A 22,334-nucleotide genomic window follows, 5' to 3' on the forward strand; every position below is an offset into this window, starting at 1 on the left:
CGCTACTTCGAGCCCCTGCCGCCCATTCTAAACCTTATATGGTTGTTTACACCGCTCTAAACTTATATTTTTTAGCCTTTGCTGCTGGCATTGGATCGAAACCCATCGAACACCTCAGTCCGTTGCTTGACTTGCGCGAAGGCTATTATTTGGCACAAGAAATAATTCGTTGGATTTCTTTTCGTACACTTGCCTAAAGGCGTACAATTGTGTATATTTTCTATAATAATATTCGCGTATACGTTACACGGGAGGTTACAGAATGAAGTTTCGCCGTAGCGAGCGGCTCGTTGATATGACGCATTATTTAATGAATCATCCACGGGAGCTTGTTTCTTTGACCTGGTTCGCCCAGAGGTACCAGTCCGCAAAGTCTTCCATCAGTGAGGACTTGGTGATCATTAGTGATATATTTAAGCATCAGGGAATTGGCATGCTGAAAACGGTACCAGGAGCAGCCGGCGGGGTCAAGTTCTTTCCCATGGTCAATAAGGAACAAGCATCAGAATTTGTAGAACGTCTTTGTAAAGCAGTTGCTGACCCCGACCGTTTATTGCCCGGGGGGTACTTATATATGGGCGACCTTTTGGGTGACCCGGAAATATTAAATGAAGTGGGCAGGCATTTGGCTGCAGCAGTGGCTGACAAAAAAGTTGACGTCATCATGACCGTTGCCACAAAGGGGATACCGATTGCTCAGGCGGTTTCCGCCTTTTTGAACGTTCCGTTCGTAATCGTCAGGAGAGATCAGATAGTGACGGAAGGGCCTACTGTGACAATCAACTATGTCTCAGGCTCATCAAAAAGGATTCAAACAATGGTCTTGTCCAAAAGGAGCCTGAAAGAAGGGGCCAATGTTCTTATTGTCGATGACTTCATGAAGGCTGGAGGAACGATTAATGGAATGGTCAACCTTTTGGAGGAATTTAAGGCTTCCGTAGCCGGAATTGCAGTATTGGTTGAGTCTGAACACGTGGAAGAAAGACTGGTTGAAGATTATATTTCCCTGGTCAAATTATCGGACGTCAATTCGAAAGAAAAACAGATCAATGTAGTCAAAGGCAATTATTTTTCTAAAATGACAAATTTTTTATAGAAGGGACCGTTACATATGCGTATAGTTGAAACAAATAATGCACCTGCTGCCATTGGACCATATTCACAAGGAATCATTGTCAATAACATGTTTTACAGCTCTGGACAAATTCCTTTGACTCCTGAAGGGGAGCTTGTTGGAGGGAGTGTCGAAGAACAGGCACATCAGGTTCTTCGAAACGTTCAAGGAGTGCTTGAGGCTGCCGGTGCATCTTTGGATTCTGTCGTCAAAACAACTGTTTTCATAAAAAACATGGACGATTTTGGTGCTATTAATGAAATCTATGCTCAGTATTTTTCCGAACATAAACCTGCACGTTCCTGTGTGGAAGTGGCGAGACTGCCAAAAGATGTTCTTCTTGAAATGGAAGTTATTGCTTTAGTGAAATAATAATGAATCGCCGTTTAAAACGGCGGTTCCATATAAATTTTTATATAGTAAGCGCTTTAGTAGTCTTTTTAATAAAAAGCAATACGGCGCAAATGATAGCGCTTGCGTTTTTCTAGTAATAGAAAAGATTCAAAAAAATTTCTCTAATTAAAGAAGGAGATTTTCAAAGTTTGTTGAATACATACATATAGTATTTCATTTAGAGCGAGAAGGTGGTGAACACAATGGAAGTAACCGATGTTAGACTGCGCCGTGTCAATACTGAAGGCAGAATGAGAGCGATTGCCTCAATTACCCTAGATGATGAATTTGTTGTTCACGATATACGTGTAATTGACGGAAACAACGGGCTGTTTGTGGCTATGCCAAGCAAACGCACCCCAGATGGAGAATTTCGGGATATCGCCCATCCGATCAATTCGAACACCAGAAACAAAATCCAGGATGTCGTATTGGCGGAATACCACCGTTTGGGTGAAATAGAAGAACCGGAATTAGAAGAAGCCGGCGCTTCCTAATTATATAAAAAGCATCGAGAGCCTACCTTCGGAGTATGGCTCTTTTTCATTGTGAAATAACCTCTCTCCACATTTTTACAGGTGCCAGTATATTTGAAATTTCCTTGAAAAAAAGCCACTTTTAAGCTATATTCATAATGGAAAAAAATTATTGGGGGACCTTTTATGATAAATAGATTCGCTGTAGTATTGGCAGCGGGGCAAGGCACCAGAATGAAGTCCAAACTTTATAAGGTGCTCCATCCAGTCTGCGGTAAACCGATGGTGGAACATGTCGTGGATAATATTTCACAGCTTGAGGTGAATCATACGGTAACTGTCGTTGGATTCGGTGCGGAAATGGTTAAAGAGCACCTGGAAGGCAAAAGCGAGTTTGTGGTTCAGGAAGAGCAATTGGGAACAGCCCACGCGGTAATGCAGGCGAAAGATGCATTAGGCGGTCAAAAAGGTACGACTTTGGTTATTTGTGGAGATACACCACTGATTACAGTGGCAACCATGTCGGCTTTGGTAAAGCAGCATGAAGAGACCGGGGCAAAAGCGACGGTACTGACAGCCCTTGCCGAAGACCCAAGCGGCTATGGAAGAATTATCCGAAATGCACAAGGCGAAGTAGAAAGAATCGTTGAGCACAAGGATGCAAATGAAGATGAATTGACAGTCAAAGAGATCAATACAGGTACATACTGCTTTGATAATGAAGCCCTGTTTGAGGCACTTGACAATGTATCAAATGAAAATGCGCAAGGGGAATATTATCTTCCAGACGTGATAGAAATTCTGAAAAAGAAAAAAGAGCTTGTCACGGCTTATGTAACGGAAGACTTTGAAGAGACTCTTGGAGTCAACGACCGTATTGCGCTTGCAGAAGCTGAAAGAATCATGAGAACCCGCATTAACAGGGAACATATGAAAAATGGTGTAACAATTACCGATCCAGCCAATACTTACATTGATACGGATGTGATCATTGGAAGCGATACTGTGATTTTGCCCGGAACAGTCATTCAGGGCAAATCAAAAATTGGAGATGGCTGTAAACTCGGTCCGAATACTGAGGTTCACAATTGTGAAATTTCTCACAATACTACCGTGCAGCAATCGGTCCTTTCCGATAGCGCTGTTGGAAGCCATGTGAAAATCGGTCCATTTGCTCATATTCGTCCTGGAACAAATATTCAGGATGAAGTGAAAATCGGAAACTTTGTTGAAATTAAAAAGACATCTTTCGGCAAAGGAAGTAAAGCTTCACATTTAAGTTACATCGGAGATGCAGAAGTGGGCGACAATGTAAATATCGGCTGCGGATCCATTACGGTGAATTATGATGGCCAAAATAAATTTTTGACCAAAATAAACGACGACGTATTCGTAGGCTGCAATTCCAACTTGGTGGCTCCAGTGACAATCAAAGAAGGCGCGTATATCGCAGCGGGATCAACGATTACAGACGATGTTCCGGAATCGGCGCTGGCAATAGCACGTGCACGACAAGTAAACAAAGAAAATTATGCTGAAAAACTAAAATCTAAAAAATAATGGAGGCTCCACATGTCTAATCAATACCTTGACCCTACATTGAAAGTTCTTTCACTAAACTCTAATCGTGCCCTTTCACAGGAAATTGCAAGTGCAATCGGTTTGGAGCTGGGCAAATGTACGGTCAACCAATTCAGCGATGGAGAAATTCAAATCAATATTGAAGAAAGCATTCGTGGATGTGATGTTTATGTCATCCAATCAACATGCGAACCTGTAAACAAAAACTTGATGGAGCTTCTCATCATGATTGACGCTTTAAAACGTGCGTCCGCAAAAACAATCAATATTGTCATACCGTATTATGGCTATGCCCGCCAAGATCGAAAAGCCCGTGCACGGGAACCAATCACCGCGAAACTTGTCGCCAACTTAATTGAAACAGCCGGTGCAACACGTGTCATCACATTGGACTTGCATGCCCCGCAAATCCAAGGATTCTTTGATGTTCCAATTGACCACTTGATGGGTGTGCCAATCTTGGCCGACTATTTTAAAGAGAAAGAAATGGCCAATGATGATCTTGTCATTGTTTCTCCTGACCATGGTGGAGTTACCCGTGCAAGAAGACTTGCTGATCGCTTGAAAGCTCCAATTGCAATCATTGACAAGCGCCGTCCGCGTCCAAATGTTGCAGAAGTGATGAATATCGTCGGGAATGTAGAAGGAAAAACGGCTATTTTGATTGACGATATCATCGATACAGCCGGCACAATCACATTGGCGGTCAATGCGCTAAAAGAAGCAGGAGCAAAAGATGTCTATGCCTGCTGTACACATCCGGTTCTTTCTGGACCAGCCATTGAGCGCATTGAAAACTCCGATTTGAAAGAATTGATTGTGACAAACTCTATTCCATTACCGGAAGAAAAGAAAATCGACAAAATTAAAGAACTTTCAGTGGCACCTTTGATTGCCGAGGCTATAATCAGGGTTCATGAAAACAAATCTGTAAGTACTTTATTTGATTAATATTAAGAAAAGCGAAGGGCAGCTGATCAGGGGCGACAAGCGCTGGAGGGCAAGTCTGTGAAGTCGTTCTTTGACTTCATTGACTTGACCGAAGCGACCTCGAGCCCCTGCAGCCCCTAGCTGGACAAAGAAAAGCTTCATTTTAAATAAAGCTTCTCGTAACAAGTTACACTTTCTTTACTTTTTAAAAAGCGGAACGCGCGAAAGGCTCGTCACATTGACGGGTCTATTGCGCCTTCCGTCTTATTCCTCGTTAATAAATCAGAATATTGATTACATTCAAGCCTAGAGGTTTATCTGAATGTATGTTAAGGTATAAATATGGGTAATGTACTTTTGACAACAAATGGTTAGGAGAAGGTGCTCATGGTTAATGTATTGAAGGCAAAAGAAAGGACAAGCGAGCGACGTTCCCAGATTAGGGAACTGAGGGAGCAAGGAGGTATTCCGGCAATCGTTTACGGTTATAAAACGGATAATACCCCAATTTCAATCAGCAATGCTGAGTTTATTAAAACAATGCGAGAGGTTGGCCGAAACGGCGTAATTAACCTTGATGTTGATGGGAAAAAGTTTAATGTCGTCTTGCATGAATACCAGGAAGACCCGATTAAAAAAGAAGTCATTCATGCTGACTTTTTAGCAGTCGACATGTCTCAGGAGATTGAGGCGAATGTCCGCGTTGAATTGTCTGAAGACGCAGAGGGTTTAAAAGACGGAGGAGTGCTTCAACAGATTCTTCACGAAGTAGTTGTTACCGCGAAGCCGGATGAGATTCCTGAAGTAATTAGCGTTGATATTTCCGGACTTGGAGTCGGAGATTCAATTTCAATCGGGGAAATCCGCGGAAACTATTCGGTGACAATCAATCACGAAGATGATGAAGCAGTTGCAACGATTTTGACTCCGAGAGTTGAAGAAGATACAGAAGAAGGCGCTGAATCGGGGGAAGCACCAAGTGCAGAAACCAAAGATTCGGAAGAAGGGGAATAAGTTCATATGTAATACAGGCGCAGCCAAAGCGGTTGCGCTTTTTCCCCGCTTGTATAAAGAAAAGCGAAGGGCGGCTGCCTAGGAGCGACAAGCGCTGGCCGCCTCCAGGCGCCACATCCTGTGGCGTCGGTGGCACTAGGACTTCCTGTCCGTCGGAGATCAAACCAGTGAAGCCGTTTTTTTGGCTTCATTGGTTTGATCGAAGCGACCTCGAGCCCCTGCCGCCCGGAGCTGGACACTAGAAAAGCGGAAGCGCCTTGCTCAGCCCCGACAAGCGCAAGACGATACCCGAGGAGGCAGCTCTACAGCCACCACAGGGAAGCGGCTTGTGACCTCGATGGGGCTAGGCGCAGGAGCTGGACAAAAAGAAAAAGCGGAAGCGCCTTGCTCAGCCCCGACAAGCGCAAGACGATACCCGAGGAGGCAGCTCTACAGCCACCACAGGGAAGCGGCTTGTGACCTCGATGGGGCTAGGCGCAGGAGCTGGACAAAAAGAAAAAGCGGAAGCGCCTTGCTCAGCCCCGACAAGCGCAAGACGATACCCGAGGAGGCAGCTCTACAGCCACCACAGGGAAGCGGCTTGTGACCTCGATGGGGCTAGGCGCAGGAGCTGGACAAAAAGAAAAAGCGGAAGCGCCTTGCTCAGCCCCGACAAGCACAAGACGATACCCGAGGAGGCAGCGGTGCTGAAGCTTTCTTTGTCCTGTCGCTTCGGTGGTACTAGCACTTCGTGTGTGTCGAAGCTGGACAGTCATTTACTTGAAGTTTTATACTTTTAAATATGAAAAGTATAAAACAATTTGCCGATTAAAGGTTTGGGGTGTATTGGATGAAGCTGATTGTCGGACTGGGCAATCCCGGTTCCCGTTATGAAAAAACGAGACACAACATCGGTTTTGAAGTCATTGAAGAATTAGCCAATAGAAGCGGAACAACGTTAAACGAATCAAAATTTAACGGCTTATATGCCAATGTTCGCAATAATGGTAAAAAGGTCATTTTATTGAAACCTTTGACATATATGAACTTATCAGGGGAAAGTATCCGCCCGTTGATGGATTATTTTAGGATTCCTATAGAAAATGTACTTGTTATCTATGATGACCTTGATTTACCGGTTGGTAAAATTAGGCTGAGGCAAAAAGGAAGTGCAGGCGGGCATAACGGCATAAAGTCAACAATTCAGCATTTGGGTACACCTGAGTTTAACCGGATTAGGATCGGGATTAACCGACCGCCGGGAGACATGAAGGTCCCTGACTATGTTTTAGGGAAATTTTCCCGAGAAGAGTGGGAGGAAATGCAGTCAGTCATTCAAACATGTGCAGATGCGTGTGAAGAATGGATGGAAGCCCCTTTTCTTGAAGTGATGAATCGGTTTAATTCCAAAGGATGAATAACTCCCGGTGCAGGCGTTTATACTAAAAAGTAAAATTTGCCTGCGACAGGAGTGAGATGTATGTCTGTTCATTATTTTTGCCGTCATTGTTCGGCAAAATTAGGCTCAATCGAAAATAATATGATACAATCCCAGCAATTGGGTTTACACAAACTAACGGAAGAAGAAAGACAGGAAATGATCACATATCAACCGGACGGAGATGTTCATATCCAGGCGATTTGCGAAGACTGCCACGAGGCTTTTTCGCGTAATCCCAACCTGCATGAATATGATTATCTGATCCATTAAAGCTTTGGCCATGGACCAAAGCATTTTTCCGTTCCGACCTGTGTTCCATTTTCTGGAAAGAGGAGAAAGTCATGCAAGGTTTACGAAAACTAATATTACAGCAAAATGAGCTGCAGTCAGTGATTGACGGCGTCAAGGAAGGAATAGGCGAGCAGCTTGTTGCAGGGCTTTCAGGGTCGATGAGGACCTTGGTTATTGCTGCAGCAGCTAAAGAAACGGATAAATCACTGATTGTTGTCACTCATAACCTGCTTCAAGCGCAAAAACTTTATGAAGATCTTTCACAACTGGTTGAAGAAGACCAATTGTTTTTATACCCTGCAAATGAACTGATAGCGTCCGAACTCGGTGTAGCAAGCCCGGAGCTCAGGTCACAACGGATTGAGACACTTAATCATATGGTGTCCGGCCGCCAGGGTGTTTTTGTCGTGCCCATGGCCGGACTTAGAAAAGCTTTGCCGCCCTCAACTGTATGGAAAAAGCTTCAGCTTCATATTGAAATGGGTTCAGAGCTTGATTTGGAAAAGGAACTCCCACTCCTTGTCCAAATGGGGTATAGCCGTTCGGACATGGTAAGTGCACCGGGGGAATTCAGTCTGCGTGGGGGGATTTTAGATATTTATCCGCTGACTGAGGAGGACCCTGTCAGAATAGAACTCTTTGATGTGGAAGTTGACTCAATAAGGACTTTTTCCATCGAAGACCAACGATCAAAGGAAAAGCTGTCACATGTTATCATCGGACCGGCAACAGAGTCGCCTGTTGATGCTGTACAGCTGTCCCGTGCGGCGGAACAGCTTGAAAAAAGCTTGAGCAGTTCTTTAAAGAAAGTTAAAAAAGAAATGACAAAAGAACAGCTGATGCAAAATATTAAAGCTGATATCGAGAAAATGCGAAATGGCCAAAAGCCTGAGCAATTTTTTAAGTATACGCAATTAGCCTATGAGCCGTCTGTAAGTTTGCTAGATTACGTTTCTTCCGACAGTCTGTTAATATTTGACGAATTGAGCCGGATCCAGGAAATGAACGAGCGGTTGGAAAAGGAAGAGGCGGAGTGGTTCATGTCTGTCCTGGAACATGGGGAGATCACCCATGACTTGAAACTTGCTCATTCCCTTAATGAGCTTTTGGCGGAAACCTCTTTGCCTCGGATTTATTTATCTTTGTTTTTACGTCATATTCCCAATACAAGCCCGCAAAACATTGCAAATGTTCCTTGCAAGCTGATGCAAAATTTTCACGGACAGATGAATTTGCTTGCTGCCGAAGTGGAGCGTTGGAGAAAAAATGAGATGTCTGTTGTTTTCCTGGCACCTGATCAAGAGCGCAGCCAAAAAATGCAGTCAGTTTTGCGTGATTATGGGGTGGAAGCGGCCATTTCGGAGAAACCGGGCAGGTTTGCCGGTGTACAAATTGTAAGAGGTGCCTTGAATACCGGATTTGAGCTGCCATCATTAAAGCTGGCTGTTATAACTGAGGAAGAAGTCTTCAATAAAAAAACAAGAAAAATGAAACGCCGCCAAAAATTGTCCAATGCCGAGCGGATCAAAAGCTATTCCGAATTGAACCCGGGGGATTATGTTGTTCATGTGAATCATGGGATCGGAAAGTATTTAGGCATTGAAACGTTGATGATCAAAGGTGTCCACAAAGATTACTTGCACATTTCCTACCAGGGGAACGATAAGCTGTACGTTCCGGTGGATCAAATTGAGCTTGTCCAGAAATACGTCGGATCTGAAGGTAAAGATCCGAAAATGTACAAGCTTGGCGGAAATGACTGGAAGCGTGTCAAAAAACGCGTAGAGTCATCAGTCAAGGACATAGCTGATGAACTTATCAAACTATATGCGGAGAGGGAAGCGACAAAAGGGTACGCATTTGCACCGGACAGCGATATGCAGCGGGAGTTTGAATTATCATTCCCATATCAGGAAACGGATGATCAGCTAAGGTCGATTGTTGAAATCAAGCGTGATATGGAAAGGGAGCGCCCGATGGACCGGCTGCTCTGTGGAGATGTCGGTTATGGAAAAACTGAAGTCGCCATCCGGGCGGCTTTCAAGGCCATCATGGACGGAAAACAGGTGGCTGTTCTTGTACCAACAACTATTCTTGCCCAACAGCATTTTGAAACAATAAAAGAACGATTCAACGGTTATCCCATTAACATCAGCCTGCTCAGTCGTTTCAGAACAAAGAAACAGCAGACTGAAACAACTAAAGGCTTGAAAAATGGAACGATTGATCTTGTCATTGGAACCCATCGTCTGTTATCTAAAGATATTAAATTTGCGGATCTCGGCCTGCTAATTGTTGACGAGGAACAGCGTTTTGGTGTTACCCATAAGGAAAAAATCAAACAGCTGAAAACAAATGTAGATGTCCTGACTTTGACGGCGACACCTATCCCGCGAACACTTCATATGTCCATGCTTGGAGTTCGGGACCTATCCGTTATTGAAACGCCGCCGGAAAACCGTTTCCCGGTTCAGACATATGTCATGGAGTATAACGGAATTTTTGTAAAAGAAGCGATTGAACGTGAGTTGGCCCGCGATGGTCAAGTTTATTTCCTTTACAATCGTGTGGAGGACATTGAAAGGAAAGCTGAGGAAATCTCCATGCTTGTCCCTGATGCCCGGGTTGCCTATGCCCATGGACAGATGGGAGAATCGGAGTTAGAAGCGGTCATTTTAAGCTTCTTGGACGGTGAATTTGATGTGCTCGTGACAACTACGATCATTGAAACAGGCGTAGATATTCCGAGCGTCAACACATTAATTGTCCATGATGCAGACCGCATGGGGCTTTCCCAGTTGTATCAGCTGCGGGGACGGGTAGGACGTTCCAATAGGGTTGCTTATGCCTACTTTACTTATCGTAAAGACAAGGTACTGACCGAAATTGCGGAAAAAAGGCTTCAGGCCATTAAAGAATTTACTGAGCTGGGTTCAGGTTTTAAAATTGCCATGCGTGATTTATCCATCCGGGGGGCAGGAAATCTGCTCGGGGCACAGCAGCACGGCTTCATCGACTCTGTCGGTTTTGACCTGTACTCTCAAATGCTGAAAGAGGCCATAGATGAGCGTAAGGGAGGAGCTCCGGCAACTGCTCCTTTGTTCGAAGTGGAATTGGAATTGGATGCCTATATTCCAGATGCATATATTGGCGACAGCCAGCAGAAAATTGAGATGTATAAGCGTTTCCGAAATATAGAGTCATTGGAAGAAATAGAAGAGCTCAAAGAGGAAATGATCGACCGTTTCGGCGATTATCCGGAGCAAGTGAGCTATTTGTTCACAGTGGCCGAAATGAAAGTACATGCCAGGGCTATTAAACTTACATCCATTAAGCAGTCCAAAGGGGAAGTCGTCATTTATTTTTCGGAGGAAGGCACGAATGAAATTGACGGCAGTAAAGTATTCCAGGTGACGAACCGCTACGGAAGGATTGTGGGTCTTGGAATGGAGGGCAGCCAATTGAAAATTAGCCTTCAAATCAACCGGCTGTCAACAGATGAGTGGCTCTCCATAGCATCGGATATAATCGTAGAATTAAAAACAGCAAGGAAAGCGGAAGCGACCGTTTAGCGACGTACAAACTGGAGCACTCCGCAATGAGATAAAGGAAACACGGCGACGAAGGAGCCGATGTTGACTTATCGTAGTGAAGGAGTGCGAAGTTTGCTAGTCGCTGGGCGCTGCAGCTGGACAGCAAGGAAAGCGGAAGCGACCTCGATCCCCTAACTCAGGAGCTAGAAAATAGAAGACAATCCCATGCCCCTTATTTCATCAGAGAAAGTAAAAAAAAAAGAAATTTGAGCCAAAAATGAACAGAATATGTATAGAACCTATTTTTTTGAAAAATACTATTTCCAACACCAGAAGATAATGTATTGAAAAAAGAGGTCTTTGCAGGTAAAGGAAAAGGGCTGCCTCATCCAGTGGGCACCCTTGAATTCCATTTTTGGCAATCCGGAAAATCATCTGATGAAAGAGAGGCAACTTAGAGATGAAGGCAACAGGTATAGTTCGTCGTATTGATGATCTGGGAAGAGTAGTAATACCGAAAGAAATTCGGAGAACTCTCAGAATTCGGGAAGGAGACCCACTTGAGATTTTTGTGGACCGCGAAGGCGAGGTCATACTTAAAAAATACTCCCCCATTAATGAATTAGGCGATTTCGCAAAAGAATATGGTGAAGCTTTGTTCGACAGCCTTGGCAGCTCGGTCCTGATTTGCGACAGGGATGCGGTGATAGCCGTCGCTGGCGGCTCAAAGAAGGATTATATGAATAAAAACAACAGTGAAATGATTGAGCAGGCTATGGCCAACCGTACATCCAAATTGGAAACTACTGCCGGTACATTGTCTCTTGTGGAAGGTTTTGACGAAGAGATAGCTTCCTACGCAATTGCTCCCATCATTGCAAGCGGCGACCCAATCGGTGCTGTTGTCATTTTTTCCAAGGATAAAACTATCGGAGAAATTGAACAGAAATCAGCAGAGACTGCAGCCAGCTTTTTAGCCAGGCAAATGGAATCTTGAATTAATCTTGAATTAATATCTTTTTAATAAAACGAACGGAGGCGTCCGGAAAGTCTGTGAACAGTGACTTTTCTGGACGGCTTTTTCTTTAGGTTTAATTGCCGGGAGTCAAATCATGAATGCATCTTTTTAATTCCGACCTATATAGCAACTTCAAATGGGTTTTATGGAAAACGCAAATGTTCATTTTCGTTAAGTAACACCCACCTTGTCATTGGCAGCATAAGCCAATGACAGTTGTCGGTGTGTGAAACTGCGCCAAATTTATCGAGATTCAGCTTGCCGTCCCTGGCAGCCGCCCTCTGCTTTTCTTCTGTCCAGCTACGGGCTCCAGCGACTAGCAGACTTCCTCCTCTGGGTGCTCCAAGGTATAGCCTTATTCAGGGAGCTATGTTACCTTGTCGCAAAGCGGCTTGAAGTTTACTCGAGGAAGATTCACACGATGTTCTTTAAGTCAGCAGCTTTCCTACGATAAGTCAACATCGGCTCGCCTCTGGCATCGCCGTGTTGTCCGGCTGCGACGCACAGGGATGTGCTAGTGCAAGCGAAGCGACAGGATGTCGCCGTTTTGAGCCTGCCGAGTGCCATCGGCTTGAGGTCATAAGCCAATCGCTTCTGAAGGCAAACCACACCTTCGCCAGCGCTCGTCTTATGCTTGTCGCCGATAAGCAGGCACTCTCGCACTTCCTTATCCTTTATCTAGTCAGAAGTCGTCCAGTCTGTACGTCGCTGAACGTCGCCCNAGTCAGAAGTCGTCCAGTCTGTACGTCGCTGAACGTCGCCCTCCGCTTTTTTAATATGTTATAATTGCATCCGGATGAAATTATGCAGAAAGGCGAGGGAGAGCTTGCCGGATGATTCGAGACATTTGGTGAAAGGTGCCGTCATACTGACGGTGGCAGCTTTTGTCATTAAGATTTTAAGCGCGGTTTACCGCGTACCTTTTCAGAATATTGTAGGTGATACGGGCTTTTACATATATCAGCAAGTATATCCGTTGTACGGCATTGCTTCCGTCTTGGCAGCTTCCGGTTTCCCTGTTGTCATATCGAGGCTCGTTGCACAAAATGGTGCAGTCAAAGGGCAAGGGGACTTACAGCGAATCTTGCAATCGGTATTTGTTGTGCTTCTCTTCCTGGGAGTGTCTTTATTCTTGTTAGTGTTTTTTGGCGCTCAAACGATTGCAGGCTGGATGGGTGACCCGTTGCTTGCCCCTGTTGTAAAAGTGATCGCATTTCCTTTTTTGCTCCTTCCGTTTTTATCCGTTTGGAGAGGTTTTTTTCAGGGGCTTGGAAATATGGCGCCTACAGCAATCAGCCAGGTGACGGAGCAGTTTATCAGGGTGGCTGCAATATTAGTCATTTCCTATTTTTTAGTAAACGAAGGGCATTCTCTTTACGATACAGGTAGAGGGGCATGGACTGGCGCGATAATTGGCGGCGTGATAGGTCTTCTTGTGCTGGGATTGTACGTCCGAAAAACCGGCTGGCATCTGTTTGCAATGCAGCGGCTGTCTTTTCGGGAACTGCTGTCTACAGGGAAAATAGTCCTTGTCCATGGCACAGCCATATGCTTCAGCGGACTTCTTCTTATATTGTTTCAGTTAGTCGATTCACTGAATTTATACTCGCTTCTTGTCCAAGCTGGCTTGGAAAGCGAAGAAGCCAAGGCTTTAAAAGGTGTTTTCGACCGAGGCCAGCCGCTGATCCAGCTTGGGACAGTAGCAGCTACCTCTTTGTCATTGGCGCTTGTTCCGACAGTGACAGCGGCGTGGGCGCAGGGAAATGTGGAAATGCTTCAAAAGAAAGTGGATACGTCATTAAAGGTGAGCATGACAATCGGTCTAGGAGCGGCTGTAGGTCTTATCAATATTATCAAGCCTACTAACATCATGCTTTTTAAAAATGCAGATGGTACAGCTGCTCTTGCTGTATTGGCAGCAGCTATTTTTTTTGCATCGGTAATTATTACTTTGTCAGGAGTGTTACAGGGACTAGGCAGGATGATGGCGCCGGCAAAGTATATATTGTTCGGTACTGTTTGCAAATATATAGGAAACCTTCTCCTTGTGCCGATTTGGGGCTTGGAAGGTGCTGCATGGGCCACGGTTATTGGACTGCTTGGAGCGAGTCTGCTCATTTTATTGAGATTGAAAAGCTTCTTTTCCATCAATTCCGTTCTAGGGCATTCGCTTACCCGTCTGGCAGTGGCTGCTGTAGCCATGACGGTAGTTTTGCAAGGATGGCTGTATATATTTGATTATTTACATTTGACTGGGCGCCTGATGAGTGCGGTTTCAGCACTGACAGGAGTTGTAATCGGCGGGTTTGTATTTCTAATCGTCACAGTCCGGACCAATTTGTTTACTGAAGTGGAAATCAACCATGTTCCATATTTTTCAAAGTTAAAAAAACTCGTTGGAGTCGGAAGAAGGGGGCAACAATGATGAATAAAATACAGATTGCGGGACTGGGTGCAGGCGATCTGGATCAGCTTCCCCTCGGCATATATAGACTACTTAAAGGCGCAGATCGTTTATTTTTGAGGACAAAAGAACACCCTGTCGTCAAACAATTGGAGGAAGAAGGGCTATCTTACCAATCATTTGATGACATATATGAAAAACACGATCAATTCGAAGCTGTATACGAAGAAATTACCGAAGTTCTATTCAACGAGGCAACCAAACGAGATATCATCTACGCAGTCCCGGGCCATCCGCTGATTGCTGAAAAAACAGTTCAATTGCTTTTAGACGGAAGCGGTGAACGCGGTATTGAAGTGACGGTTGAAGGGGGCCAGAGTTTTCTGGACGCTTTGTTTACAGCTGTCCGTGTTGATCCAATCGACGGTTTTCAGTTGCTTGACGGAACGTCGATGAGGCCGGAAGATATACAAATCCGCCAGCATATTATCATCGGGCAGGTGTATGACCAGATGGTCGCTTCAGATGTCAAGCTGACATTGATGGAGAAATACCCGGATGATTATGAAATTACTGTGGTGACGGCGGCAGGAAGCTCAGGTGAAAAGATCAGTACGATTCCATTGTTTGAATTGGACAGGCAGCCTTTTTTGGATAATTTAACAAGCGTATATGTTCCACCGGTTATAACAAGAGATTTGACGATGAAAGAGTTTTCGACACTAAGAGGAATTATTGCCGATCTACGTGGACCAAACGGTTGTCCGTGGGATAAAAAGCAGACCCATCTTTCTTTGAAAAAATATTTGATTGAAGAATCGTATGAACTTCTCGATGCCATTGATCGCGATGATATCGATGACATGATTGAAGAACTCGGCGATGTGCTATTGCAGGTGATGCTTCATGCGCAGATTGGCGAGGATGACGGCATGTTTTCCATTGACGATGTCCTGGAAAGCATTTCAGAAAAGATGATTCGCAGGCATCCTCATGTGTTTGGGGAAACAGACGCTGAAAATGCGGATGAAGTTGTTGCGAACTGGGAGCAGATCAAAGCAGAAGAAAAAGGGAGTCCATTGAATAGCATGTCTTTGCTTGATCAAATTGAAAAGGGGCTTCCGGCTTTGCTGCGCGCCTACGAAGTTCAAAAAGCAGCTTCGAAGGTCGGCTTTGACTGGGGCAATGCAGAAGAAGCGATGAAAAAAGTAAGAGAAGAAACGAAGGAGTTTCAAGAGGAGCTGGCGAAACAAGAAGGCAGGGGGCAGTTGGAAGAGCTCGGAGATCTGCTTTTTGCTGTGGTCAACGCGGCTAGGCTGGCGAAAATTCATCCTGAAGAAGCTCTGCAGGCAACCAATGAAAAGTTTTACCGGCGGTTTACTTTCATAGAGAAAAAAGTAAAGGAAAGCGGACGGCCATTCGATGATTTTTCACTAGAAGAATTGGATGAATATTGGAATGAAGCAAAAAAACAGGGAAAATAGAGGGTGAGTAGAGTGGCAACCATGCGGTTGGATAAATTTTTAAAAGTGTCACGGCTGATTAAAAGACGTCCCCTTGCCAAGGAAGTTGCTGATAAGGGGAGGATATCAATTAACGGCCAGCAGGCGAAGGCAAGTTCCAATGTGAAGGTCGGTGACGAGCTGTCTATTCGTTTCGGGCAGAAGATCGTGACAGTCAAAGTGGAGGAATTGCAGGAATCCACGAAAAAGGAAGATTCAGCCAACATGTACCGCCTGTTGAAGGAAGAGCGTGTGGAAGAAGAATAGGATGTATTTTGATCGGGTGCAGATGTAGTGGCACTCGATTTTTATTTTGACGGATACGGGGTGTGATATAAATGTTACAGGCAATCATCTTATTTATTATCGCGGGAATTGCTGAAGTTGGCGGAGGGTATCTGATCTGGCTTTGGTTGAGAGAGGGCAAGCCGTTTTATTGGGGAATGCTGGGCGGTTTAGCTTTAGCACTTTACGGTGTAATTGCTACGTTTCAAGCATTTCCAACATTTGGACGGGTATATGCCGCTTACGGTGGAGTATTTATCATTTTATCTGTTATTTGGGGATGGGGCATCGACAGGAAGACGCCTGATCTGTACGATTGGATAGGCGCGCTTATCTGTTTGGCCGGTGTGGCTGTCATCCTATTTGCTCCGCGCAATTAGATACAGAAGTGACAGCAATCGAGTGTTAATAATTAAGCATCTGGTTTAAAAATTAAAAATCTTTTTGTCCAGTTGCGGTGCCTATCGACTAGCAGACTTCGCGGACTAAGGCAAAGCTTTTTCAGGAAGCTATGTTACCTTGTCGCAAAGCTGCACGAAGCATTTTCAAGGATGTCTCACATGATGTGATTGAAATCAGCAGCTTTCCTACGATAAGTCAACATCGCTCTACTGCGTTCCGCGTGTTGTCCGGCTGCGACGCACAGGATGTGCTAGTGCAAGCGAAGCGACAGGATGTCGCGTTTTGAGCCTGCCGAGTGCCATCGGCTCGAGGTCATAAGCCAATTCCCTGTGGTGGCTGAAAAACTGCCACCTCGGGAATCGTCTTATGCTTGTCGGGGCTGATCAAGGCGTTTCCGCTTTTCTAAAGGGCTTGTTCTATTTGATTCCCTCGGCACATAAATATGTATCAAAATCGGTGCGAAAAAGAGGGATGAAGATGAGCCAATACTATGATCCGAACCAAGCCGGCAAAGGGACGGTTCCTGACCATGATCTTGTTATGCGGGGGCGCAGATTAATTGATATTACTGGAGTAAAGCAGGTAGAGAGCTTTGATAATGAGGAGTTTTTGCTTGAGACAGTGATGGGCTTTCTGGCGATTAGGGGCCATAGCCTGCAAATGAAAAACTTGGATGTCGACAAAGGCATCGTCTCCATCAAAGGGAAAGTCTATGATATTGTTTACCTCGATGATCACGATGGGGGGAAAGCTAAAGGGTTCTTTGGCAAGCTGTTCAAATGAGTCTCCCGGTACAATTTTATACACTGCTGTCCATGATCGGAATGGGTATACTCTTTGGAGCCATGCTCGATACGTATCAGAGATTTCTAAAGCGGGGCAACCGAAAAAAGTGGATAGTCTTTTTGAATGATCTCCTGTTTTGGTTTATACAAGGGATCATCATCTTTTACGTACTTTTTCTGGTAAATTATGGTGAGCTGCGATTTTATCTTTTTCTGGCACTTCTTTGCGGCTTTTCAGCCTATCAGGCATTATTTAAAAAAATCTACTTAAGTCTGCTGGAGTCATTGATCAGGTTTGTCAAAATGATGGCCAGATTGACTTACAGGACGGTTTTTTTATTGGTGTACAAGCCAATTAAGGGACTATGCCTTCTACTAATTGCTATTATTCTTTATTTATATGGCTTGTTATTGTCTCTTGTAAAAATAGTCTGGATAATGGTAAAATGGATGACAAAGACTCTTTTTACGCCAGTTTTATGGATATTAAAAAAATTCATCCCTGAATCAGCGAAAAAACTTGTCGCTCAATTGCGAAAAAAAATAGCAGGATATTTAAAAGGCAGCAAGAATACATTCATTAAAGCTTTGAACTTTTTTCAAAAAAAGAGATAGGAGGATTATGGATGGGTGTCAAGCCAAAATACACTGTTACTTCACTGGAAAATAAATATATGATAGAGCAAGAGGCTTTTGCACGCTCGGCAGCCAGAAGAAGGAAACTGTTGATCCGGCGCCTATCCGTTTTCCTCGTGTTCGCGGTTGTGGTTTGCACTTTATTAATCTCAACCGTAATTTCAAGGGAGTCTGTCCTAAAGGCCAAAGAAGCCGAAAAAGCCCGTGCGGAGGAAAAATTGGCCAAGCTTGAGAAGAGGCAATTGATCCTTGAGAACGAGATTGTCAAACTGAATGATGATGAATATATAGCCAAGCTGGCCAGGAGTGAATATTTCCTATCCGATAAAGGTGAAATCATTTTTAATATTCCCAAGGAAAAAGAGAAAAAAAAGGATTGAACAGGCTCATATTGACACTTTTTTTTTAATTTCGTTATAATATAAAGTAAAGTTTATTTTGTAAACACTTTAAGGAGGATAAATTTTTTTATGTCGATTGAAGTAGGCAGCAAGGTACAAGGTAAGGTAACAGGCATTACTCATTTTGGGGCGTTTGTAGAGTTGCCCGGTGGCTCGACAGGACTCGTTCACATTAGTGAAGTAGCCGACAATTATGTTAAAGATATTAACGAGCATCTAAAAGTTGGCGAAGAAGTACTTGTAAGGGTCTTGAATGTAGAGAAGGACGGAAAAATCGGGTTGTCAATCCGCAAGGCCAAAGATCAGCCACCAGCCCGTGCAAGACAAAGCAGGGCGAACGATTTTCGTTCAAAGGAAAGCTTTGAGCAAAAGATGAATCGTTTCTTAAAAGACAGTGAAGATCGGTTGTCATCTTTAAAGCGCCACACCGAGTCTAAACGAGGTGGACGTGGCTCCAGGCGGGGGTAACTTGCTGTCTATTATATAGAAAAGCGAAAGGTGCCGTTTAGCGACGTACAGACTGGAGTGTCTCTGACGAGATAAAGGAAACACGGCGACGTAGGAGCCGATGTTGACTTATCGTAGGAGGAGGCGCGAAGTCTGCTAGTCGTTGGCACCTGTAGCTAGACAATATAGAAAAGCGAAAGGTGCTTGTCCAGAAGTGACAAGTGCTGGAAAAAGAATCAGTGAAGGCGCTCTTTGCCTTCACTGTTTTTTTGAAGCGACCTCGAACGAGCCCCAGCCCTGTAGCTGGACAATAATTAAAGCAAAAATACCTTTTAAATTATGTATTGACCGAAAGATCCTGATGAATCATACTGGACTAATTCCATAAAAAAGGAAAAGCGAAAGAACGATAAAAAAGTTCTTTCGCTTTTTATTTATATAAGTTGAATGATATTTTTATCAAACCTGTAGATTTTAAAATCATTTGAAGGTACAATCTTGATATTTTTAGGACTTATAGGGCTGATCATGCCCGTGTCGGCAGAAAAACAGCAAAGATGAGCAACATTGAGGGCTGATCATGCCCGTGTTGGCAGAAAAATACAAAGATGGGCAACATTGAGGGCTGATCATGCCCGTGTCGGCAGAAAAATATCAAAGATGGGCAACATTAAGGGCTAATCATGCCCCTGCAAGTAGAAAATTAGCGCAAACACGGGCAAGATGAAGGGCCCATGGCAATCTTGGCCGTGTTACGTCAACGGAAATTATTAAATTACAACACATAAAATGGTTATCCTACATTTTCATATTTTGATGCGTCCATTTTCGACGGGCCGGATGACATAGTACTGCTTAAGCCGCCGTCTTTTATGATCAGGCTCTTTCATGGATCAGCCGGCTTTCCCGTTCGCTTGTGACTAGTCTATCAGGACATCGACTTGTTAACTGCACTGTTTTTTTATCCCTTTCGACGCCTCTTTATTTCTCTCGACTTTCCAGGTCGATAACTCATGTTATTGCCCAAATTAGTCGAACGATTCTATGGCATGCACCCTTTAAAGTGACAAAGTTTTATATTTGGCCGCTTTATAATTGGAACCAATTATTTAATGCGGGGGAGAGATGAAATTGGAAAAGGGAGATCAAGGTATCGTCGATTCCGTCGGGACTGCGGATTTGCAAGGGGCAGATCTGGATTTTTCAACCGGGTTAAAGAGATTCCAGCAAAAGATGGAGTATTGGTTTCTGCAAAAAGGGCTCGCATTGTTGATTGTAAGCGTCTTGCTGGGACGAGCATTAATTTTATCACAGTTGACTCCGTTCGCTTTACCATTTTTTGCAGCCATTTTTATGACGAGGAGAAGGAATGCGCCTCTTGTATTGTTTGGACTGCTGGCCGGCTCTCTTACAATTTCAATTAGCAATACGCTATTTATTTTCTCCATTTGTGCTATTTTCCTTGTGAGTTTCCGGTTGCTTGAGAGAATTCACTCCGTACCTATCAAGGCAATGCCTTACTATGTATTCTTTATTTCCTTCTTTACGAAGTGTCTCTTCATTTATGCGCGGAATGGACAGGCCTTTACAAATTATGATGCTGTCATGGCTGCTGTGGAAGCCGGACTTTCACTGGTGCTTGTCTTTATTTTTCTCCAGAGTACACCTTTTCTAACGACTGGAAAAAGAGCCAAAGCGCTAAAGACAGAAGAAGTGATCAGCTTGATTATCCTGCTTGCCTCAGTCATGACGGGAACAATAGGATGGAACATATACGGTTTGTCCATTGAACATATATTATCCAGATATCTTGTCATCTTGTTTGCATTTACTGCTGGTGCCACCGTCGGGTCCACTGTCGGAGTTGTGACAGGCCTTATCTTCAGTCTAGCCAGCATGTCCAGTTTTTACCAGATGAGCTTGCTTGCATTTGCCGGCCTTCTGGGAGGCCTCCTAAAAGAAGGCAAGCGTGCGGGCACGGCGGTGGGCCTTCTCGTTGCCACATTGCTTGTCGGCATATACGGGGAAGGGACCGGCATACTGGCAACAACGATATATGAGTCCTCCGCGGCTGCAATTCTATTGCTCCTCACTCCATATACATTAATAGAAAAGCTGGCACGCCATATTCCGGGAACAGCAGAATACTCACAGGACCAGCAGCAGTATGCCAGAAAAGTGCGTGATATCACTGTCAGGAGAGTAGAACAGTTCTCCTCTGTTTTTGAAGCGCTTTCAGACAGTTTCTCTGAACCGGAAAAATGGAAGGATTCCGTAAATGATGATCAGGAATTCGACTTGTTCTTAAGCAATGTCACCGAGAAAACCTGTCAAATATGTTTTAGGAAAAACAAATGCTGGGGAGAGAACTTCGATAAAACATATGACTTGATGAAAAATATTATGCATGAAATAGACGAGGAGTCCGGGGCTTTGCCAAAACCTGTACACCGGCAGCTGGAGCAGCACTGCAACAAAGCGGCCAATGTGAAAAATGCCATTCACCAAGAATTAGCAGTCTATCAGGCAAACCAAAAGTTGAAAAAACAGGTGCAGGAAAGCAGGAAGCTTGTGGCAGAGCAACTTCTGGGCGTTTCGGAAGTCATGGGCGACTTCGCGAGAGAAATTAAGCGCGAACAGAATAATCATCACAAACAGGAGGAGATGCTGCTTGATACCCTGCAGGATTTCGGGATAGATATTGAATATGTGGAAATTTATAACTTGGAAGCGGGGAGTATTGATATAGATTTGATGATTCCAAACTGGTATGGAAATGGAGAGTGTGAAAAACTTATTGCTCCGCTTATCTCGGATATTATGGGGGAAACGGTGATTGTCCAAAACAAAGAAGATGTTCAATATCCCAATGGATACCATTATGTAACGCTGCGGTCTGCCAAAGCCTATGTCGTTGAAACTGGCGTGGCCCATGCGGCAAAAGGGGGAGGCTTTCTGTCAGGAGATAGTTATTCGACCATTGAATTGGGGGGAGGAAAATTTGCGCTGGCTATCAGCGACGGAATGGGCAATGGTGAGAGGGCCCACAAGGAAAGCAATGAAACATTGAAATTATTACAAAAGATCCTTCAATCGGGAATTGAGGAAAAAGTGGCTATTAAATCAATCAACTCTGTACTTTCTTTAAGAACCGATGATGAGATTTTTTCCACCCTGGACTTGGCCATGATTGATTTGCAGACGATTGAAGCCAAGTTTTTAAAAATTGGTTCCACACCGAGCTTTATTAAACGCGGGAATAAAATCAAAAAGGTTGAGTCGGGCAACTTGCCGATTGGCATATTGGATGAATTCGATTTTGATGTTGTCTCTGAGCAGTTGAAGGACGGAGATTTGATCATCATGATGAGTGACGGTGTTTTTGAAGGGCCGAAGCATGTGGAAAATTATGAGTTATGGATGAAGAGGAAGCTGAAAGAGCTGCAGACGGATGATCCGCAGGCTGTTTCAGACCTCATTATGGAGGAAGTGATCCGTACACGTTCCGGAGTGATACAGGATGATATGACGATTGTTGTGGCAAAAGTCAAACGCAATACACCGAAATGGGCGGCAATCCCTGTCAGAAAAAAAACTGCCAGATTATCGGGAGCAAGTTAGTTTATACGCAATGACATGTACATGGGCAAATATTTTCATTGAGTTTCCAGCTTAAACTTAACAGAACGTTGTACCCATTCA

General features: G+C 44.2%; 19 protein-coding genes. All 19 read left to right on the top strand.

Annotation, left to right across the window (positions count from 1 at the left end; translation table 11 throughout):
• The first annotated feature begins 262 nt into the window (after positions 1-262).
• The 19 genes from purR to spoIIE all read left to right on the top strand — a co-directional run bounded on the left by purR (position 263) and on the right by spoIIE (position 22,253).
• Complete coding sequence (purR, locus tag D4T97_RS19380) at positions 263-1,096, top strand: pur operon repressor (protein WP_126052432.1); 834 nt, start codon at positions 263-265, stop codon at positions 1,094-1,096.
• A 15-nt stretch (positions 1,097-1,111) separates the two neighbouring features.
• Entirely contained in the window at positions 1,112-1,486 is a 375-nt protein-coding gene (locus D4T97_RS19385; protein ID WP_126052433.1) for a RidA family protein, read from the top strand.
• Positions 1,487-1,710: 224 nt separating this feature from the next.
• On the top strand, positions 1,711-2,004 hold the full coding sequence (gene spoVG / locus D4T97_RS19390) for a septation regulator SpoVG (RefSeq protein ID WP_018708548.1): 294 nt from the start codon (positions 1,711-1,713) through the stop codon (positions 2,002-2,004).
• Between the two features lie 165 nt (positions 2,005-2,169).
• The gene (gene glmU / locus D4T97_RS19395) at positions 2,170-3,543 is read left to right on the top strand and encodes a bifunctional UDP-N-acetylglucosamine diphosphorylase/glucosamine-1-phosphate N-acetyltransferase GlmU (RefSeq protein ID WP_126052434.1); all 1,374 of its coding nucleotides are present in this window, start codon (positions 2,170-2,172) and stop codon (positions 3,541-3,543) included.
• Between the two features lie 12 nt (positions 3,544-3,555).
• Positions 3,556-4,515 carry a ribose-phosphate diphosphokinase gene (locus D4T97_RS19400; protein ID WP_126052435.1) on the top strand — a complete coding sequence of 320 codons (960 nt, stop codon included), beginning with the start codon at positions 3,556-3,558 and terminating at the stop codon, positions 4,513-4,515.
• A gap of 366 nt (positions 4,516-4,881) precedes the next feature.
• The gene (locus D4T97_RS19405; RefSeq protein WP_126052436.1) at positions 4,882-5,508 is read left to right on the top strand and encodes a 50S ribosomal protein L25/general stress protein Ctc; all 627 of its coding nucleotides are present in this window, start codon (positions 4,882-4,884) and stop codon (positions 5,506-5,508) included.
• 829 nt (positions 5,509-6,337) lie between these two features.
• Positions 6,338-6,904 carry an aminoacyl-tRNA hydrolase gene (pth, locus tag D4T97_RS19410; protein WP_126052437.1) on the top strand — a complete coding sequence of 189 codons (567 nt, stop codon included), beginning with the start codon at positions 6,338-6,340 and terminating at the stop codon, positions 6,902-6,904.
• Between the two features lie 63 nt (positions 6,905-6,967).
• On the top strand, positions 6,968-7,198 hold the full coding sequence (locus D4T97_RS19415) for an anti-sigma-F factor Fin family protein (protein WP_126052438.1): 231 nt from the start codon (positions 6,968-6,970) through the stop codon (positions 7,196-7,198).
• A gap of 71 nt (positions 7,199-7,269) precedes the next feature.
• Complete coding sequence (gene mfd / locus D4T97_RS19420) at positions 7,270-10,791, top strand: transcription-repair coupling factor (RefSeq protein ID WP_126052439.1); 3,522 nt, start codon at positions 7,270-7,272, stop codon at positions 10,789-10,791.
• A gap of 421 nt (positions 10,792-11,212) precedes the next feature.
• Positions 11,213-11,749, top strand: coding sequence for a stage V sporulation protein T (spoVT, locus tag D4T97_RS19425; RefSeq protein ID WP_126052440.1), 537 nt, complete (start codon positions 11,213-11,215; stop codon positions 11,747-11,749).
• Positions 11,750-12,596: 847 nt separating this feature from the next.
• Complete coding sequence (locus D4T97_RS19430) at positions 12,597-14,195, top strand: putative polysaccharide biosynthesis protein (protein WP_164525653.1); 1,599 nt, start codon at positions 12,597-12,599, stop codon at positions 14,193-14,195.
• Positions 14,195-15,658, top strand: coding sequence for a bifunctional methyltransferase/pyrophosphohydrolase YabN (yabN, locus tag D4T97_RS19435; RefSeq protein ID WP_206435592.1), 1,464 nt, complete (start codon positions 14,195-14,197; stop codon positions 15,656-15,658). Before D4T97_RS19430 ends, yabN begins: the two co-directional genes overlap by 1 nt.
• A gap of 21 nt (positions 15,659-15,679) precedes the next feature.
• Positions 15,680-15,943 carry an RNA-binding S4 domain-containing protein gene (locus D4T97_RS19440; protein ID WP_126052443.1) on the top strand — a complete coding sequence of 88 codons (264 nt, stop codon included), beginning with the start codon at positions 15,680-15,682 and terminating at the stop codon, positions 15,941-15,943.
• Between the two features lie 71 nt (positions 15,944-16,014).
• On the top strand, positions 16,015-16,341 hold the full coding sequence (locus tag D4T97_RS19445; RefSeq protein WP_126052444.1) for a YnfA family protein: 327 nt from the start codon (positions 16,015-16,017) through the stop codon (positions 16,339-16,341).
• Between the two features lie 499 nt (positions 16,342-16,840).
• Positions 16,841-17,146, top strand: coding sequence for a sporulation protein YabP (yabP, locus tag D4T97_RS19450; RefSeq protein WP_120075636.1), 306 nt, complete (start codon positions 16,841-16,843; stop codon positions 17,144-17,146).
• A complete protein-coding gene (gene yabQ, locus D4T97_RS19455) occupies positions 17,143-17,763 on the top strand; it encodes a spore cortex biosynthesis protein YabQ (RefSeq protein ID WP_126052445.1) in 621 nt (206 codons plus the stop codon). Before yabP ends, yabQ begins: the two co-directional genes overlap by 4 nt.
• Positions 17,764-17,774: 11 nt before the next feature.
• Positions 17,775-18,164 carry an FtsB family cell division protein gene (locus D4T97_RS19460; protein ID WP_126052446.1) on the top strand — a complete coding sequence of 130 codons (390 nt, stop codon included), beginning with the start codon at positions 17,775-17,777 and terminating at the stop codon, positions 18,162-18,164.
• 90 nt (positions 18,165-18,254) lie between these two features.
• Positions 18,255-18,653, top strand: coding sequence for a S1 domain-containing RNA-binding protein (locus D4T97_RS19465; protein WP_126052447.1), 399 nt, complete (start codon positions 18,255-18,257; stop codon positions 18,651-18,653).
• A gap of 1,104 nt (positions 18,654-19,757) precedes the next feature.
• Positions 19,758-22,253: a stage II sporulation protein E gene (gene spoIIE / locus D4T97_RS19470; RefSeq protein WP_126052448.1), complete on the top strand. Its 2,496-nt coding sequence runs from the start codon at positions 19,758-19,760 to the stop codon at positions 22,251-22,253.
• The last annotated feature ends 81 nt before the right edge of the window (positions 22,254-22,334 follow it).

Source organism: Siminovitchia acidinfaciens, assembly GCF_003605385.1.
Taxonomy (GTDB): Bacteria; Bacillota; Bacilli; order Bacillales; family Bacillaceae_C; genus Siminovitchia; species Siminovitchia acidinfaciens.